We start from the raw sequence: 18313 nt of genomic DNA, 5'->3' as shown, positions 1-18313 counted from the left end.
CCAACGCCAAGAAAAAGAAGGTATCCAATGCAATCCACACAAGCCGAACGCGGCACTCCCGCTCAGCGCAACGTCCTACGCGGCGCCATTTTCATCATGGCCACCTCGTCCATCGGACCCGCGTTTCTAACCCAGACCTCGCTGTTCACCGAGAAGTATCTGGCGAGTTTCGCCTTCGCGATCCTGATCTCTTTGCTCATCGACATCGGTGCCCAGCTCAATATCTGGCGGGTGATCACCGTTGCCAACCTGCGCGGCCAGGACGTCGCCAACCGGGTAATACCCGGCGTCGGCCATCTGATATCCGCCTTCATCGTGCTTGGCGGCATCGCCTTCAACATCGGCAACATCGGTGGCGCCGGCCTGGCAATGAACGTCATTTTCGGCATCCCGCCGGTAATCGGCTCGTTGATCGCCGCCGTGCTGATCATCGGAATTTTCCTGCTGCGCAATGCCAAGGGCGTAATGGACTCGGTGATGCAGGTGCTCGGGCTGGTGATGCTGTGCATGATCGGCTACGCCATGCTGCAGTCGAACCCACCGCTGCTCGAGGCGATGAGCCGCAGCTTCAACCCTGACGACCCGCTGATCCTGCTACTGCCGATCGTGACCTTGGTAGGCGGCACGGTCGGCGGCTATATCTCATTCTCCGGTGGCCATCGACTGGTCGAAGCCGGCATCACCGGTGTCGAAAATGTAAGGCTGGTGACTCGCGCGGCCGTGATCGGCATCGCCACGACCGGCGTCGTGCGTATCTGCTTGTTCCTGGCGGCGCTCGGAGTCGTCAGCCAGGGCCTGAGCCTTGATCCGAGCAATCCCGCTGCGTCGGTGTTCTCCCATTCGATGGGCACCATTGGCTACAAGATATTCGGAGTGGTGCTGCTGGCCGCCTCGGTGTCATCGGTGATCGGTGCTGCCTATACCAGCGTGACCTTCATGTACTCGCTGCATGACAGCATTCGGCGGCATAACCAGCGAGTCGTGATCGCCTTCATCGCCTGCTCGACACTCATCTACAGCCTGGTCGGCCAGCCGGTGAAGGTTCTGGTGGTGGCGGGCACGTTGAATGCGCTGGTACTGCCCCTGGCGCTGGGCTGCATATTGCTCGCCTCGCGCAAATCGAACATCGTCGGCGACGTCTATCGTCACCCAACCTGGATGCTGGTGTTCGGCATATTGGCCATGCTGGCCACGGCGGTTGGGGTGGTGATGTCGTTTAACGCCTTCGTGCAGTTCTGGCAGTCCTGACGCCAACATAGGAGGGCCGTCGCGCCCTCCTCTACCATCGCTGAGCGCCTAGCCGCGCTCGCCGATCAGCCACTCCAGCGGCACTTCGTGCTGGCCGCGCTCATCGGTAATGAACATCGAGCCTTCGCTGACCATTACGCTCCAGCTGATCGACCGAGGCAAATCACGCGAGACGGACTCCAGCGCTTCCTGCCCCACCGCCACGACGTTGATTTTCTTCAGGGTGCGTACGCTATCGAGCACCTTGGTCTGCCAGACCCGCAGGTTGCCATAGGCCACCAGGCTGAAACGCTCGGCGCGGCGCGAACACCAGGTAATCCGCTCAGCGTCCGGCTGGCCCACTTCGATCCAGTGCAGCACGCGGTCGTCCAGGCTTTTCTCCCACAGTGCAGGCTCATCCACATCTGAAAGCCCACGGCCGAATGCCAACTGCTCGCCATACCAAAGGATATAAGCGATCAACCGCGCCACCATCCGCTCTTCTGTCTCCGACGGATGACGAGCCACGGTGAAACGCAGATCCTGGTAAACGTGGCGATCAAGATCGGTGAGATTTATTTCAACTTTGTAAGGCGTGGCTTGCAGCGCCATGGCGGGCATCCGGCGAACGAAAGGCGAAGAGTCTACAGAATTATTGGGCCGTGAGCCCGAGAGAGACCAGGTTGGCATTTGGCATGCCCCATCATTGCGCCCTTCCTTGCTCGGCCCTTATAAAGCGCCGCCTGGCCTGCCACGGGTCTTTTCAGAAACAGAGAGAACGGATTCTCATGGAAGTATTTGTCGTCGTACTGGTGGTACTCATCGGGGTTTTCTTGATTATCGCCATCACTGGCGCTGATCCGAAGCCTCATCGGATTGCCGTTGCTGATAGCTCAGCCCGCCTCACGCTTGAGGAGGTGGTGTGGATCAATCGCATCTCGACCCTACGCATTTTGGCCCCCGAAATGGCCATTAATTTGGCTGCACGGCTACAGGGCGATGCCTGGCAGGTGGCCAATGCATCGCTGTGCGCGACCCTGCTCGAGCTGAACCGTGAGGAAGAAGCGCTGGGGCTATACTCGTACCTCGACGCGCACCATCGCTGCGAAGCGCTAGCCAAGATGCTTTACCAGCTGATCGACGCCGGTGAAGCCGAAAAGGCACTGGAGCTGCTAAAGCGCACTGGCGATAAGCGCCCTAGCGATCCGCTGCTACGCATCCCATTGTTGCTTGCCGAGGGCGATCAGGACAGAGCCAATAGCGAGCTCGAATCGTTCGCCACCACATCCCACCTGAGCGCACAGCAGTGGCTGGACCTTGCGCGCCTGCAACGCCAGAGCGGAAAAGATGATGCCGCACGGCATAGCCTGGCGCAGTTCTGGGCACTGCAGCAGACCGTTCCGGCTGAGGACATTGCCGGGTTGGAAATTTTTGCGCGGGAGTTGGCTTCCCTTGGCGATCTCCAACAGCTTCTGGAAATCTCCGATTCGCTTTCGCTGCAACACGACAATCCCTTCATCGCCCCCATGATAGAAGCCGGCTGGCTCGCTCAAGCCCAGCAGCAGATCCAGCGACTGGATGCGGACTGGCGCGACGAACATTACGATCAATTGTTCGACGCCATGCTGCGACATCGTCAGCTTCGCGAGGCCGAGGCGTTGCTGAAGGAGGTCAAAGATGGCGCGCATGACGCCTTACTACTGAGGCTGGCCCAATGGTGGATTGACCAGGGCGCCGTGTCTGACGCCGAGCGAGATGTACAGCGCATGTCCAGGCACGAAACACAGCGCATCAGCCTGTACTTGTCGCTATGGGCTCTTTATGAACAAAGCCAGCCAGACCTAGCCACCTCGATGCTTGGCCAGGCCGAGCGCTGGATCGAGTACCTACCAGAGAACACCGATCGCGATCACCTACGGCTGCAGGTCCTGAACGCGCGCCTGACACTACAAAGCCGCCTACCGGAGCGCCAACGCACCAGCTACGAAATTCGCCGCGCTCTGGGACAGATTCAGCGCTTGGCAGAACGTCAGCCTCTCTTCGACCGTGCATTCACTGACACACGCCACGCCCTTCTGCTACAGCGCCTGGATCGGCCGGCAGATGCGCGAAGCCTGCTCGACAATGTGCGGGACACGCTGGTCACCGCCAACACCCCAGAGGAAATCGAAGCGTTCGACATGGCCTTGCTGCTCGATGCCCTAGCCATCGCTTACCTGCGTCTGGGAAATGTCGATGAAGCGGTGGATCTAATCCGACGAATACCTGAAGAAATCAGCTATCCGTCGGACTGGATCGACGCGTTACTCGAGCAGGACCTACTCGCGCACGCGGTCGATGGTCTTGGCTATCGAGACCTCTTCGACCCACGCAACGGGCCTCAGCGTCTACTGAAGAAACTCAACGCCGCCGCTACCGATGAAAGCCGCACGCTCAAGCATCGCTTACTCGATAAGGTGTTCAGCGACGATTTCTGGCGGCAGCCCAACGCGGCTTGAAGAAGCTAACCAACTGCAGCGATCAACAATTATCCGCATAACGCGCCCAAAGGCTCTCGAATTCGCGCGCGTAATCGGCCAGCAATTGTGGGTGATCGATCACCAGCAGATTTTCCTCATTGCTGGTGGTCGCGCTACGGGTCCAGTTGAAGCTGCCGTTGAGTAGTAAGCGCCCGTCGAACAGGGCGAACTTGTGATGCATGTGGTAGGGGCCAGAGTCGATACGCAGCGGCACGCCCTTATCGCGCAGCCACTGGATGTCGCTGCCCGCGTCATACTGTTTCTCGTTGTCGCTGATCACCCGCACAGTTACGCCACGTTGGTGGCAGGCCAGAATCTCCTCACTGAGCTGATCATCGGAAATTGTGTAAACACAGATATCCACGCTCTTGCGCGCCTGCCGGCAGAGATCGCGGATCTTGCGACGGCAGCTTTCGCCCGGACTGAAATGTGCGCTGGCCTGCTCTGTCCTGACTGGCGTGGAGCAGGCATCGAGCGTCTTGATCACCTGCTCCAGCCATTTAAGCGCAGGCTCGATGTTCGCGGGCTCACGACTGAGCTCGCGGACCAAGGCAAAAGCCCGATTACGCAGGAAGCGTATCTGGTCAACTGTCAGCTCGCTGCCCAGCTGGCGCAACTCGTCGCGCTCTTCATTGCTCAGGCGCAGATCGGCCAAGCTGTCGCGCAATTGTTGGTCGAGTCGATTGAAATCCACACAAAATCCTTTTTGTCAGAGTCGCCGACTACGCGACAGCACAGCGTAAAGCACACCGCACGACGCACCGGCCAAATGGTATTCGAAGGAAACCCCGTCACGCGGTAATAGCCCGAACAGCCAACCGCCGTAGAAAATGAACACCAGCCCCGCCAGCAACAGGTCAAGCAGGCTACGGTCGATCCAGGCACGTGCCAGCAATAGCCCCCAGAAACCAAACAGCCAGCCACTAGCGCCGATGTGCACGCCGGTTCGACCAAAGCACCACACCAACCCGCCGCTGCCAACGATGATGAAAATGCTTGCCAGAACGAAATCACTCTGGGAGCGCAGCAACACCAGTGACCCGAGAATCATGAGCCCACTGAGATTGCTTAGAAGGTGCGCCCAGCCGCCGTGCAGCCAGGGCGCGATCAGGATGCCAGGTAGGGCCTGCACCTGACGCGGCACTAACCCCCATACGTTCAGCGCACCGCCGGTAAAGCTGTTAGCGAGCTGCACAAGCACCAGGCTGCCGGCCAGCACGGCCAGCAAGCGCAGCTCACCGAGCGCTCGCTTCACGGCATTCCATCGTGGGGCTCGACGTTGCGCTGTTCCTGGCCGAGATGTTCGCCAAGCTCACGCAGTTGAGCGGATATCTCCAGCATCCGATGGTGAGTACGCAGGTCGATGTCGATCTTCTTATCCATGGTTTTGATCAGCGGCAAAAAACTGTTCTGCAGGCTGTCGGCCAGATTCTCCAGCAGCTTCTGTACGGCTGGTTGAGGCGGTGCGACGACCTCTACCTGTGGTCTTAGCCGGCCGAGATTATCCAGCCCGCTAAGCAGTTGCTCCCAGGGAATACGCGCCTCATCACGGTCGGACTTGCCAATGCTCAGCCCGCGCACGCTTTCGACCAGATCATTGAGCTGCGCGACTACGCGACCCCCGACATCGGTGTCACTGCCGCCCATGGCCTTGTTGCGCATGAAGTCACGCTTGATCTGCGCCCAGCGCTCGACCTGAGCGTCCGTCATATTGCCGCGCAGCTCGGCAAGCTTGAGCAGGTTTTCCTCGGCACCGGTGGTGAGCAACTGCGCTTCACCCTGGTAGTGATCGGCGATCAGCTGCAACAGCTCAGCCTGGTTCATCACCGAACAGATCTTCTCAGCCATCTTGTTCATGTTGCGGTAACTGCCCTGCAACTTGAACGGCGGCTCGCTACGGTACTGGTCGGCCTGCGCGGCGCTGACGATGTACTGCTGGTTGACCCTTCCTACAACATCGCGCACTTGCATCAAGCGTTCGAGCGTAGCGGTGATCTCGTTGATCTCGGCGGCGCTGTAGCTGTACGACAGCTCATTGGCGGAAAACGGCTTGCCCTGAGCCTTGTCGACCAGCCGATAGACATCGGCCATGTCGCGAGTAGCCAGCGGCGCAAGAATCGGATTGGAGGTCAACGCATTCTCGATATAGCTAAGGCTGAAGGCTTCCTGCATGCCTCCAAGCGTGTCGCCGAGGTTGTAGATATCCGCACGGTTGGCAAGCATGTCAGGGATTTTGAAGACGTCACCGGATTCGGTATAGGGGTTGCCGGACATGATTACGCAGAACTTTTTGCCGCGCATGTCATAGGTTTTGGTCTTGCCCTTCCAGACGCCTTCGATACGCCGCGTACCGTCGCAGAGCGAGATGAATTTCTGCAGGAATTCGGGATGGGTGTGCTGGATGTCATCGACATAGAGCATCACGTTGTTTCCCATCTCCAGCGCCAGATTGAGTTTCTCCAGCTCCTGGCGCGAGGTGGCATCGGGCGCTTGTGCGGGGTCCACCGAGCGAACCTCGTGACCCAAAGCGGGGCCGTTGATCTTCATGAAGATCAGCCCCAATCGATGGGCGACATATTCCATCAGGGTTGTCTTGCCGTAGCCAGGCGGCGAGATGAGCATCAAAAGCCCCATCAAATCGGTGCGTTTGTTCTCTCCTGCAGTGCCCATCTGCTTGGCCAGGTTGTCGCCAATGAACCCCAGATAAACGTCGTTGATCAACTTGTTGCGCACGAAAGAACTCAGCGGCCGCGGCTTGAACTCGCCAAGGCGCAGCGCGTCGCGCTCGCGACCGATCACGTCCTGACGCAAGGCCTGATAACGCCGAAGTTGTGGAAGGAAGCGACGGCGATGGTTCTCGAGCCGCTCGAAATAGTCATCCAGCGAAAGCGTCAGCCGCTGGCCTTCAATGCGTGGGTGGTCACCCATCAGCTCTTCAACAGCAAAGCGCAGATCCACTTCAGTGACCCGTCTGCTCTGCCCCTCCGGCAAAAGAGCCAGCGCCACTGCTTCGGGGATGTAACGAGCAAGGTCGGACAGCTCGCCCTGATTGCAGAGTCCTTGCAACCAGTTGTCCACCAGCGCCCACCGTGCCGCTGGGCGCGCCTGCAGACGCTCCAATGTCTGCACATAGCCATCCCAGACACGTGCCGCTTCCAGCTTTGCCTGCAGCGAGACAAGCAGCTGGCGCGCGTATTTGCTGAAGACGAATTCGATGCGTTCGCCAGCCAGCTCCTGTACGAGATAGCGCGCTGCGTCTATTGGCAGCCCGCACGGCAGCGTCATCCCTTCGTCGGCCGCGAACCGCTCAATCGCCGAAGCGATTTCCGCCTCAAGCTGATCGAGTCCATCACGGCGACCAAAGAGCTGCTGAATATGCCGACTGGTGCGGGCGCGCTCCGGCCACTCCAACGCAATGGCCTCACCCTGGACGCTGTTCCAGAAAAAACAGCCAGTGCCTCGCGCCATCGGCGTATGGCTAAGCAGCCCAGCGCTGTCGCGAAGCGGTAGCAGGCACGCCAGGATCAGCGCCGCGTCGTGATCGTGGATACCCTTTTCGTAGCCTTCCCGGTAACGAGGGGCGGCAAAATCTCGAATGCGTCTGGTCAGCGCCTCACGGTCGGCGAGTAGCTGCTTTAGGCTATTGATATCCAGGCCATCTTGTCCGGCGTCTGCGGCGGCGAGCACTTCGCCGGCCAGGTACTCGGCGCGGTACAACGCCTCCGATTCCGACTCCAGCGACACCTGCCAGAATTCGCGTAACGCTTCGAGTTCGGAATCACGCAACGGCTCGAGAAAGTCGGTCCCGGTCAGGTGCAGATAGAGCTGATCACCACGGGGCAGCAGGGTCAGATCCAACTCCTGCGTGTTGACGCTAAAACGGTGGCGCGGGCCCAGCCGGATGACATTGCCACCTGCCTCGAACAGCTCACTCTTGTCGCGCATCGCCCGCACCGCCTGGTCGCGGGCGCTCTTCAGGCGCGCCTCTACATCGTCTGCCTTGACGCTGTCCTTGAGGTCGCGCAGGCGCCCGACCATCTCACGCAACTTGAGGATTAGCGGGTCGGCGGCAAAAAAGGCGTTGAGCTCCTCCGCCAGGTTCAGACGGGCAGTACGTCGGCCAAGACTGTCGAGGATGCGCGACGCAGCATCGAGGACGCCCTGGGCGCGGCGCTGGCGATCATCGAGCAGGCTCTGCTTGTGCGCCTCGAAAGTTTCCAGCAACTCCTCACGCTTGCTCAGGATGTCGCCGAGGAACTGTTCGTGATCACCGAACTGGCTTTCCAGCTCCTCAAGCTGCACCAGCAGACGTGAGAGCTGCTCGTCGCAGCGCTCCGGGTCCGATGCCTGGGCCAGAGCGTTGGTGATGCCCTGGCTGAACAATTTGAACTGAGCACCGAACTGGGCCACTGTTTCCGCCGAACCGAGCCCCTTGCGGCGCTGCTCCGCTCGCGCCTTGGCCTGGTTGAGAAGGGCATACACTTCCGAGATCGATTCAACGATGCGGGTGCGCTCGGTGGCATCATCGATCGACAACGACGCCATCAGGCCCGAAAGCATGTCCAGCCCTGCAGCCATATCCTGCATACCGGCCAAGGGCTCATTGAGCTGGGTGACGGTTTCCGCCTTCTGCGCCGCCGCATCGTGGTCACTGAGTTCCAGCAGATAAGGCTCAAGCGCCGCATCGCTGGCGAGGAACCTCGAAGTCGCCAAACTGGCCCGTTCCTGCGCCTCGAGCAGTTCGGCCTCCATGGCATCGATGCGCGAGACATCGATATAGCGGTAGTCACGAATGGTCAGCAGCTGGCCGCGCTGTGAGTTGATCGCGTTAAGCGCCTCGACGAACTGCTGCACCCTGTCCCAGCTGTCGGTCAACAACCCGGAGAGCAATGCCTTCTGGCGGGTCTGGGCTTCGGCCATCGCACGGCTCGATTGCTGACGAATGCTCTCGACCTTCTCGAACTCATCGAGTACCAGCTCGCCGGTTGCTGCAATCTCGCGCAGGAGCAGGGCAAGCCCCTGGCACTGGGCATCGCCCAGCCAATGGTAGGCATCGAACAGACGGCGGGTATTCTGGCAGAGCTGGGTATAACGCTGCACCGATATCTGCGGCGCATCGATCTCGCGACTCAGGTTGAACAGGTCGGATACGCCTCGCACCAACTCGGCGTTGCCGATGCGCCCGAAGAACCCGCTGCGCGCAGGCTGCCGTGCGGCGAAGTCATCGGTACAGAATGGCGTCTGCCAGATCTGCATCGGGTGGATGCGTGTGGGTTCGCTGCCTTCGGCAGAAAAGATCACCATGCGCCCGTCTTCGAGCCGGGCATAGCCATGACCGAAAATCGGATTCTGCAGTTGGCGGTCGATCATGTTGTAGGTAAACAACGCCGATCGCCCTTCTTCCGGGTGGTAGAAGATGTACTGCACATCCTCACCGTTAGGCGAGCGCACCGCGCGCTTGAAGCGCATGCCGTCCATCGACTGCTCGAACGCCTTCGACTCTCCGTTCTGCAGGTAATAACCGCCAGGGAAGATGATTCCATGGTCTTCTGGCAACTGAACGCAGGCGAGCCCGATTGCATCAAGGCGCTCAACCGAGCGCGTCAGGCTGTTGAAGACCAGATAGCGCCACTGCTCTTCCCGATACGGCAGCACCTTGAGCAGAATCAGGCTACCGAGCCTGGCGTATTCGATCTGTGCATCGTCGAGGGACTGGGTCTTGTCCAGCACCGCCTCACGGTAGATGCCTAGGCCGTCGTCGGTATTGTTTTCCACCTTAACGGTCAGGTCGCCGCCAATCGTCTCGACGAACAATGTGTCGAGGATATTCAGGTGCGGATGGCGGCCGTTGACCGCCATCTCACGAGAAGTCTTCTGCCATTCGAAATCGAATGGTGCCGGCAACGCGATATCGCGTTCACCGCGGTTGTCGATATACCGGACATCCTTGCCGTCATTGGAGATTGACCAGCGGAATACCCGGATGTCAGTGACCCGCTCGCCGATCTGGAAGCTGGCCAGCAGCTTGCCGTCACGCACTATCAGTTGCAGCAAGCGGGTGTTTTTGTAGTAGGTGTACAGCTCGTTGAAGTCGTTTACGAAGCTGGTTTGGGCAAGAAAGCTGCCCTCAAGCGACACGGCTTGGGCTTCGTAGCCCTCGGCCTGCTCGCTCAATCGATAGATCGAAAATACGTCCTCGACACGGGTTTCTTTCTTGAGCCCGAGAAAAACGTTGTAGCCAAACAGCAAGCTGTCGCCAACCTGGACGATATCACGTGCCGTGCAGTTATTCTCGGTACGGATACGGACGCGCCCCACCACCTCCATTCGGCTGCTGCCGAAGGCCTCCAGGCGCTCTTCGTTCAAGCTCTCGGTGATATGCCGAAGACGTAATCCCTGCTCCTGCAGTCGCTTGTGCAGCACCTCGTAAGCACCGCCTTGCGCGACGGCTTTATCGAGAATGTCCTGGGTATTTTCGGCTTGGACGTCCGACATCATGGGTCTTCCTTGAATCTATGCGGTCTGCAAGCAACGAGCCCCGGTCGCACGGGGCTGCACTAAGTAGCGGGGAACGCCGAATGGCTGGTGATCTGGAGGATGCCTCAAGCTCCGATTTTCTTGGCCACCTCGGCGAGCTTGTCGCGCATTGGCTGGTCGATTTCCTCGGGCCGGATACGTTCGATGATCTTTGTCAGCACACGAGCTTCGTTTTCATCGATATCACCGTCGCGCTCGGCGATGTCCAGCAGAGCACCGAGCTCGTTCACGTCCAGGCGGCCATCATTGGCAAAGCACTGAATCGAGCGGAAGGACATTTCCAGATAATCCCTTGGTTCAGACATAAACACTCCTTGCTGCAGCGGCTCATCAGGTGAGCCAGAACGGGCACTCTGCTTTCAGATTCAGGCGCCCTGGGATCATCAAACTTCGCTGGCGTCAGCGCGCATCGGTTTGGCTTCAGCAGCGCGGCCATTGAGCAAGCGCGCGAGCACGTCCTGAACTACCGGACTCTTGCCAACCACACCTTCGATCGCCTTGCCCACCGACAACGACTTGGCGAACGAATTGAAGAAGTCGCCTTCGCCCCCGACGATTTCGATCTTGGCTTTCGACAGCGCCGCCGACAGCACCTCTGCCTGGTCCTTGGCGATGTCCTTGTTCGCCGCGATCGAGGCCATCGCCTCTTCGAAGCTCTTCTCCAGCTGCATGCGGAACTCTTCGTGCTGACGCGCACCGTCGCTGAGCGAGTCCAGCGCGCCGAACTTTTTGCCCAAGCCTTCGGCCTCGGCGTTCAGACGCTCCAATAGCACGTGCGCCTCGGCCATACCCAAATCCTGGGCCGCCTTGGCCTTGGCACTGCCCAACTGCTCCTCGCCGCGGGCCTGGGCTATGAGTTTTTCTTCCAGCACCTTGGCCTCGGCCAGACCGTCCTTCTCCTTGGCGCCTGCTTTGGCCTCAATCACCCGTGCCTCGGCGAGGCCCTTCTCCTGCTCGCCCTTGGCAGCTGCGATCAGTTGCTCCGCTTGCACACGCGCTTCGGCCAGCCCTTCCTTCTCTTTCGCTGCCGCGGTGACCTCACGCACCCGCGCATCAGCCAGGCCAGGTGCTGCACGCTCGGCTTCGACGCCCTCGGCAAGCTTCTTCTTGGCCTCCGCCTGCTTGGCAGCTGCCTCCAGCTCGGCCTGGGCCAACGTATTGATTTCCACAGCCTTGTGCTTGGAGCGCGTTTCGTCCGCTTCGGCCTGCTTGACCTGACGCACCAGCTCCTGCTCTGCCTCCGCCTGGGCATTGAGTACCACGACCTGCTTCATTCGCTCGGCCTCGGAGACCTCGCGAACTTCCTTGATGCGCTCTTCTTCCTGAGCAACGGTTTTCTCGACCGCCACACGCTCACGAATGACTGAAGCAATATTCTTGCGCTCTTCTTCCAGCGCCTTTTCCTTTTCGATTCGCTGCAGTTCGACTTCACGCTCGCGAGCCACGATCTCCAGATCCCTGGCACGCGTCACTTTCTCGACTTCGATGACCACAGCGCGCTGGCGGTTCTGTTGCGCCACCTCGACTTCACGCTGGTGGTTCTCTGCGCGGATATCCAGCTCCTGCTGGGTTTGAATGCGGGCCTGTTCGGCCTTCAACCGCTCCTCTTCCTGCACCTTGAGCGTTTCAGCATGCTCGCGCGCACGAATGGTCTCGATCTCCCGCTTCTGCCTAGCCACCGCATCAGCCTCCTGACGCTCAAGCGCCAGAGTAGCCTCACGGGTTTCGACGTTCTTCTTCTTAATAGCCAACTCTTCGTTGCGCTCGAAGTCGTTGGTGATGATGTTCTGCGCAGCCGTCAGCTGAGTGATCTTGCGAATACCTTCGGCATCGAGAATATTGTTTGGATCCAGGGAGCTTTTGGGCGTTTGCTCCAGGTAATCGATCGCGACGTCTTCAAGCACGTAGCCATTCAGATCGTTGCCGATCACCTCAACGATACGGTCACGAAAGCTCTGGCGTTCTTCGAACAGCTGGACGAAATCGAAGCGCTTGCCCACGGTCTTAAGTGCTTCGGAGAACTTGGCATTGAACAGCTCATTCACCGCTGCACGATCGGAGGCACGATCCACGCCGATCGCCTTGGCGACCTTCAGCACGTCCTGCTGGGTCTCGTTTACCCGTAGATAAAAAGCGACGGTGATATCGGCACGCAGGTTGTCCTGGCAGATCAGACCATCCTTGCCGCGGCGATCGACTTCCAGCGTCAGCAAGGAGATCTTCATGAACTCCTTTTTGTAGATCACCGGATAGACCAGGGCACCTGTGAAGTGGACCTTGGGCATCGACGACATGTCGTTGACGATCAGCGCCGTGCCTTGCGGGACCTTGATATAGAAGGCTTTGAACAGGACAAAGAAGCCCATGATCAAGAGGAAGAACACGCCCAATCCGATCAGGAAAGGCATCACCAGTTCGAGGCTCATTACATCAACTCCTTTTAAAAAGCGGGCTTAGATGCCCTTGAATTCACTTTCGGTAATGACCCGATAGGCATTCTCAGCCTCCAGGTACTCCAGCAAAACCACGCGGTCACCGCGCTTGAACCCGGCCTGCTCATCCGCTCTGACTCGCAGGATCAGCCCAGCACCGCCATCCTCCAGAGTGGCCTCGCCAAAACTCGACGTAACCGTACCGCTGCGCACGACAGCTACCTGGCCGAGCAAGGAGCGATGAGTGGGTGCGTGAAGCTTCAGAAACAGCGGGCGAAGTGGACGGACAAGCGCGCCGCAGATCGGCACTGCCAGCAGCAGCGCAACCACGGTCAGCACCAGGCCTAGTGGGTAACGCAAAATGCCGAGCGGCAAGAAGCGCAGCACCAACAGCTGGGCGAAATAACAGAACAACCAGGAAAAGAAGAACAGCAGGGTCAGCACCAGCGTGACTGGAACCCCGGACAGACCGAATTTGAGCAGCAGGCCAGCCAGGCCTTCCGGCTGAAACGACGTATCTTCCAGAGAAGACTCCATCTCGACGTCGAGTACGTCCACGTCGACCATACCGAGGGCCGCCACACACCAGTACAGAATGGATATACCCAGCACAAAGCTGAGTAGCACCACCGGAAAGCTCAAAGCAGTCTGTATGAACAAATCCATCGATCACATCCTTGTGTTGTGCCGCGACTCTCGCCGATTCCGCGCGACTAAGCTCTCGTAGTCGCTGATGGCCGGATCAGCCCTTGGCTTTGTCCTTCAAGCGTGCGAGCACGCTGTCTGCACTGGCGTTGTCGGCAACGATCCCCGCGGCGCGCAATTTGGCGTCAAGTGATTCGTCGACGCTGGACGCTTGCGCCAGCTCGGCCGTTGCCTCCATCTTCGCTGCGCGCTCGGCCTGTTGATGCTTGATCCGCTCGAGCGACTCAACCGCGGTGTGCAACTTGGCCTGCGAGCCGCCGTAGCGCTGGGCGACGGCCATCTGGGCCTTCTGCACACTCTCCGTAGCCTTGACCGTATCAACCTGCTGCTTGAGCCGCTTGATATGTGCTTCCGCCTGACTGACGGCCTTGCGCAGTTGCGCCACGCTCTCAGCATAGTTATCGGCCTGTTCGCGCTCGGCTATCTGCTCAGCCTCAAGATTGGCAATCTTTGCGGCAACTTCTTTGGCCAACGGCTCATCACCGGCCTCAAGGGCCTTCAACGCATACTGTTCGTATTCGCTGATCGCTGTAGTAGCCTTGTTGACACGCTCAGCAGCCAACTTCTGCTTGGCCATTATTTCGGCCAGCGCTTCCTTGGCTTTGCGCAACTCGGAATCGGCATTGCGTATTTCCTGATCAAGAATACGCAGCGCTTGGCTATCCACTACCGCTTCGCCCGCCTCATTGACACCACCGCGCAGAGCGGTAAGCAGCTTGCTCCATACATTCATCTCAGATCTCCTTTAGAGCTCAAATGCCGGCCTTGAGAAAGCCTTCGTACGCCTCGGTAGCCTTGATCACGTTATCGCCAAGCAACTGGATCTCCAGCACCACATCCGAAAGCGTGGACGCCGAACTCAATGCACCGAACATGGTGTAGCAAGGCTGGCCATCTGGAAGCGACTCGATGCCGATGCACGAAAGTGGAAACAGCTTGTGAGTGCGCAATATCTGTTCATTGAATGCGGTCGGATCCTGCACATCAGAAACCGGCCAAAGCAGCGCCTCGACGATGATTTGCTCGCCGACCACTGCCACATAGATCGGCAGGTCGCCATACTCGCGCATCGTGACGCGCAGGCTGGCGTCAGCCCCTTGGATCAGCTCGATTGCAATCTGACCGTTCTTACACAGTTCCGTGGTTTCAATAGCGTCATGCAACGCTTGGGCGGTCCATAGCTGCGGCATATTCATACCTTCTTCCATCTCACATGAAGCCAGCCCCTGAAGCGGCTGGCGCATTCTCTTCTCCAAGGCCGCAAGCCGTACTGAATGCTCGGGCAAAATCCAGACTTCCTTTTTCACCAACCCCTGATCACGCAGGCGCTGCCGAAAAAGGCGCTGATAATGTGCGGACGATTTCGTTTCCATGCCGCCAGAATATCAGCACATGTGATAAGCGCAACAAGCTCACATGTAATTTTCTAGAAACGTGACGCGGAGCCGAGTCACGGCACACAGAGAAGCGCGACGAAAGCTTCGAACATTGTCGCTCAAGCCGTTACACGCCGCCGCCAACCACAGCACGCGGCTGAAATTCGTCAAGGCGACGAACGAGCTTTGACAATTATTCTCATTCTGATTAGCATCGCTACCAACAACGAACTTAACGGGTAGTGCTTATGTACGTCTGCCTCTGCCAGGGTGTAACCGACGGCCAGATTCGCGATGCAATCTACGAAGGCTGCTGCAGCTATCGTGAAGTACGGGAAACGACTGGTGTCGCAACCCAGTGCGGCAAGTGCGCTTGCGTTGCCAAGCAGGTCGTTCGCGAGACACTCAGCAACGTACAGAACGCCCAGGCATCCCTCGCCCACCCAGCAAGTTTCGTTCAGGCTTGACAGACTGAAGCCGTATAGCCGGGCGATGCCCGGCTTTTTTATGCCTGCAAATCAGTCAGTTGCCATCCAGGATGCGGAACGCAACCATTCTCGCTAGATTTTAGCTTTTGCATTCAAAGACTTAGGTTTGACAGCCCGCCTTGCCGTGGCCAGACTGGTTCTATTCCCACCGCTCCAGGCAGGCTAATTACATGAAAGGCGACAAGCTGGTCATTCAGCACCTCAACAAAATTCTCGGCAACGAGCTGGTAGCCATCAACCAGTACTTTCTGCACGCGCGCATGTATGAGGACTGGGGTCTCGGCAAGCTCGGCAAGCATGAGTACGAAGAATCCATCGACGAGATGAAGCATGCGGACAAGCTGATCAAGCGCATCCTCTTCCTCGAAGGTCTGCCGAACCTGCAGGACCTGGGCAAGCTGCAGATCGGTGAAAACACCCGCGAGATGCTTGAGTGCGACCTGAGGCTGGAGCATGGCGGCGTACAAGACCTTAAGGTCGCCATTGCCTATTGCGAAAGCATTGGCGATTACGGCAGCCGCGAGCTGCTGGAAGACATCCTTGAGTCGGAAGAAGAACACATCGACTGGCTGGAAACCCAACTGAGCCTGATCGACAAGGTTGGAATGGAAAACTACCTGCAGTCGCAGATGGACGACTGATTCGGTTAGGCATCAAACAAAAACGCCCCGATCGAGTAGGGGCGTTTTTGTTTCAAGCGACGCAATGTCCGCTTATTACTGCTGCTCTGCCGCTTCAGCAGGCTGCTCGGCTGATGGCTGCTCAGCCGCCTCGCCCTTGATATCCAGCAGCTCGAGATCGAACACCAGCACCGAATTGGCTGGAATCAGCGGGCTCGGGCTCTGCTCGCCGTAGGCCAGTTCGCTCGGGATGTAGAGTTTGTATTTCTCGCCGACGTGCATCAGCTGCAGACCTTCGACCCAACCAGGGATCACGCCGCCGACCGGCAGGTCGATCGGGCTGCCGCGCTTGATCGAGCTGTCGAAGACGGTGCCGTCAGTCAGGCTGCCCTCGTAGTGCACGGTCACCACGTCGCTCTCGGTCGGCTGACGACCTTCGGCCGCTTTGACAACTTCGTACTGCAGCCCCGACTCTGTGGTCTTCACACCGTCACGCTTGGCGTTGTCTTCGAGGAATTTCTTGCCGGCCTCGACCGCCTTGGCGTTCATCTCAGTCATGCGCTCTTCGGCGCGAGTCTGCAGGAAGGTGAATGCTTCCATCAGCTGCTCATCGGTAAGCTTCTGCTCTTTGTTGCCGATGGCGTCTTCGATGCCCTGCGCCACAGCTTGGGAATCGAGATCATCCATACCCTCCTGCGCGAGGCTCTTGCCCATGTTCAGGCCGATGCCGTAGGACGCCTTCTGCGCCGGAGTGTCGAGCTTGGCACTGGTCTGCGAGTCGCAGCCGGCCAGTACCAGGCCAACCAGCGCAACCGCAGGTGCCAAACGATGGTGTCTCAGTCTCATGCTGTTTCCTTAATTACGCTGTGGGCATATCGAAAAAATCAGTGCCCGAGCTTAGCAGCGCACACCGGCAGTGGCTACCGCGCCTCCCGGCAAGGATCGTAAAGAGATGGCAAAGAAAGGAAGCACGTAACATTTCCGCCGCGAGGACCGGACTGGGGAGGCAACGGCCACCCCAGTAAAAAATCAGGCAAAAAAAACGGCCTAAAAGGCCGTTTTTTCGTTGCTTCAAGGTGTTCAGTGGACCCATAAAGCGAATATGGCGCAGCGGACGGGACTCGAACCCGCGACCCCCGGCGTGACAGGCCGGTATTCTAACCGACTGAACTACCGCTGCGCTAAACCTCGAGTGGTGGGTGATGACGGGATCGAACCGCCGACCCTCTGCTTGTAAGGCAGATGCTCTCCCAGCTGAGCTAATCACCCGTTTGCTCTCGAAGTGGGGCGCATTCTAGAGAGGGTTCTGCACCTTGGCAACCCCCTTTCGAAAAAAAAATTGCAGAAGTTCCAAAGACTTAGGAAAACCCTCGTTAAACCGGTGTTTTTTACAGCTCACAGCCCATTCACTTCATCCAGGGTTGGCCTTAAGTAGCCAGGCAGGAATAATGCACCCCTTTGCTTTCCGGAGATCTACCCCGCCATGTGGTTTCGTAATCTGCTCGTTTACCGTCTCACCCAAAATGTCGCTCTAGATGCCGAGACACTCGAAGCTGCACTGGCCGCCAAACCCGCCCGCCCCTGCGCCAGCCAGGAGCTGAGCACCTACGGCTTCGTCGCACCTTTCGGAAAAGGCGAAGACGCCCCGCTGGTGCATGTCAGCCAGGGGTTTCTGTTGATCTCAACGCGCAAGGAAGAACGCATCCTGCCGGGCAGCGTGGTCAAGGACGCTGTAAAGGACAAGATCGACGAGATCGAAGCGGAGCAGATGCGCAAGGTCTACAAGAAGGAGCGCGACCAGATCAAGGACGAGATCATCCAGGCCTTCCTGCCCCGCGCCTTCATTCGCAAATCCGGCACCTTTGCCGCTATCGACGCCGAGCGCGGCCTGATCCTGGTGAACTCCGCCAGCGCGAAGAAAGCCGAAGATCTGCTATCCACCCTGCGCGAAGCCATTGGCTCGCTGCCGGTGCGCCCATTGACGGTGAAGATCGCACCAAGCGCCACACTCACCGACTGGGTGAAGACGCAAAAGGCTGCGGATGACTTCTTCGTGCTCGACGAATGCGAATTGCGTGATACCCATGAAGACGGTGGCGTGGTGCGCTGCAAGCGCCAGGATCTGACCAGCGACGAAATTCAGCAGCATATGGAAGCCGGCAAGCAGGTCACTCAGCTTTCCCTGGCCTGGCAGGACAAGCTCTCGTTCGTACTGGACGACAAGCTGATCATCAAGCGCCTGCGCTTCGAGGAATTGCTGCAAGACCAGGCCGAACAGGATGGCGGTGACGATGCGCTCGCTCAGCAGGACGCCAGCTTCCTGCTGATGATGATGACCTTCCGCGAGTTCCTGCCGGCACTGTTCGAAGCGTTCGGCGGCGAGGAGGTTCCGCAGGGCGTCTGATACCC

The 18313-nt window shown here is 58.7% G+C and carries 15 protein-coding genes and 2 tRNA genes; 5 read left to right on the top strand and 12 right to left on the bottom strand.

What is annotated here, in order from left to right; all coding sequences use genetic code 11:
- Nucleotides 1-27 precede the first annotated feature (27 nt).
- A complete protein-coding gene (locus SM130_RS07280; protein WP_102823451.1) occupies nt 28-1248 on the top strand; it encodes an NRAMP family divalent metal transporter in 1221 nt (406 codons plus the stop codon).
- 48 nt (nt 1249-1296) lie between these two features.
- Here the strand turns inward: SM130_RS07280 and SM130_RS07275 are convergent, their stop codons facing one another.
- Nucleotides 1297-1839, bottom strand: coding sequence for a YaeQ family protein (locus SM130_RS07275; protein WP_102823450.1), 543 nt, complete (start codon nt 1837-1839; stop codon nt 1297-1299).
- Between the two features lie 176 nt (nt 1840-2015).
- Here SM130_RS07275 and SM130_RS07270 point away from each other — a divergent pair, with 176 nt between their 5' ends.
- The gene (locus tag SM130_RS07270; RefSeq protein ID WP_102823449.1) at nt 2016-3725 is read left to right on the top strand and encodes a hypothetical protein; all 1710 of its coding nucleotides are present in this window, start codon (nt 2016-2018) and stop codon (nt 3723-3725) included.
- A 22-nt stretch (nt 3726-3747) separates the two neighbouring features.
- Here SM130_RS07270 and SM130_RS07265 read toward each other — a convergent pair whose 3' ends face one another.
- The 8 genes from SM130_RS07265 to SM130_RS07230 form a co-directional block, all read right to left on the bottom strand.
- A complete protein-coding gene (locus SM130_RS07265) occupies nt 3748-4440 on the bottom strand; it encodes a phospholipase D-like domain-containing protein (protein ID WP_102823448.1) in 693 nt (230 codons plus the stop codon).
- A gap of 15 nt (nt 4441-4455) precedes the next feature.
- A complete protein-coding gene (locus SM130_RS07260; RefSeq protein WP_102823447.1) occupies nt 4456-5001 on the bottom strand; it encodes a rhomboid family intramembrane serine protease in 546 nt (181 codons plus the stop codon).
- Complete coding sequence (locus SM130_RS07255) at nt 4998-10241, bottom strand: DNA repair ATPase (protein WP_102823874.1); 5244 nt, start codon at nt 10239-10241, stop codon at nt 4998-5000. Before SM130_RS07255 ends, SM130_RS07260 begins: the two co-directional genes overlap by 4 nt.
- Nucleotides 10242-10348: 107 nt before the next feature.
- On the bottom strand, nt 10349-10588 hold the full coding sequence (locus SM130_RS07250; RefSeq protein WP_102823446.1) for a hypothetical protein: 240 nt from the start codon (nt 10586-10588) through the stop codon (nt 10349-10351).
- A 78-nt stretch (nt 10589-10666) separates the two neighbouring features.
- On the bottom strand, nt 10667-12709 hold the full coding sequence (locus SM130_RS07245; RefSeq protein WP_102823445.1) for a flotillin family protein: 2043 nt from the start codon (nt 12707-12709) through the stop codon (nt 10667-10669).
- A 27-nt stretch (nt 12710-12736) separates the two neighbouring features.
- A complete protein-coding gene (locus SM130_RS07240) occupies nt 12737-13381 on the bottom strand; it encodes an OB-fold-containig protein (RefSeq protein WP_102823444.1) in 645 nt (214 codons plus the stop codon).
- A 76-nt stretch (nt 13382-13457) separates the two neighbouring features.
- A complete protein-coding gene (locus tag SM130_RS07235; protein WP_102823443.1) occupies nt 13458-14153 on the bottom strand; it encodes a PspA/IM30 family protein in 696 nt (231 codons plus the stop codon).
- Between the two features lie 19 nt (nt 14154-14172).
- Nucleotides 14173-14793 (bottom strand): YjfI family protein, encoded by a 621-nt coding sequence (locus SM130_RS07230; RefSeq protein ID WP_102823442.1) that lies wholly within the window; start codon nt 14791-14793, stop codon nt 14173-14175.
- A 251-nt stretch (nt 14794-15044) separates the two neighbouring features.
- Here SM130_RS07230 and SM130_RS07225 point away from each other — a divergent pair, with 251 nt between their 5' ends.
- Complete coding sequence (locus SM130_RS07225) at nt 15045-15263, top strand: bacterioferritin-associated ferredoxin (protein WP_102823441.1); 219 nt, start codon at nt 15045-15047, stop codon at nt 15261-15263.
- A gap of 191 nt (nt 15264-15454) precedes the next feature.
- Nucleotides 15455-15925: a bacterioferritin gene (bfr, locus tag SM130_RS07220; protein WP_102823440.1), complete on the top strand. Its 471-nt coding sequence runs from the start codon at nt 15455-15457 to the stop codon at nt 15923-15925.
- Between the two features lie 75 nt (nt 15926-16000).
- Here the strand turns inward: bfr and SM130_RS07215 are convergent, their stop codons facing one another.
- From SM130_RS07215 to SM130_RS07205, 3 genes are all read right to left on the bottom strand, one after another.
- Nucleotides 16001-16750, bottom strand: coding sequence for an FKBP-type peptidyl-prolyl cis-trans isomerase (locus SM130_RS07215; RefSeq protein ID WP_102823439.1), 750 nt, complete (start codon nt 16748-16750; stop codon nt 16001-16003).
- Between the two features lie 257 nt (nt 16751-17007).
- A tRNA-Asp gene (locus SM130_RS07210) sits at nt 17008-17084 on the bottom strand.
- 13 nt (nt 17085-17097) lie between these two features.
- Nucleotides 17098-17173: transfer RNA gene (locus tag SM130_RS07205), tRNA-Val, on the bottom strand.
- A 214-nt stretch (nt 17174-17387) separates the two neighbouring features.
- On the opposite strand from SM130_RS07205, the gene rdgC reads away from it, so the two are divergent.
- Nucleotides 17388-18308, top strand: coding sequence for a recombination-associated protein RdgC (gene rdgC / locus SM130_RS07200; protein ID WP_102823438.1), 921 nt, complete (start codon nt 17388-17390; stop codon nt 18306-18308).
- Nucleotides 18309-18313 lie beyond the last annotated feature (5 nt).

Source organism: Stutzerimonas stutzeri, assembly GCF_038561965.1.
Classification (GTDB): domain Bacteria; phylum Pseudomonadota; class Gammaproteobacteria; order Pseudomonadales; family Pseudomonadaceae; genus Stutzerimonas; species Stutzerimonas stutzeri_AA.
This window is presented reverse-complemented; position numbering and strand designations above follow the sequence as displayed.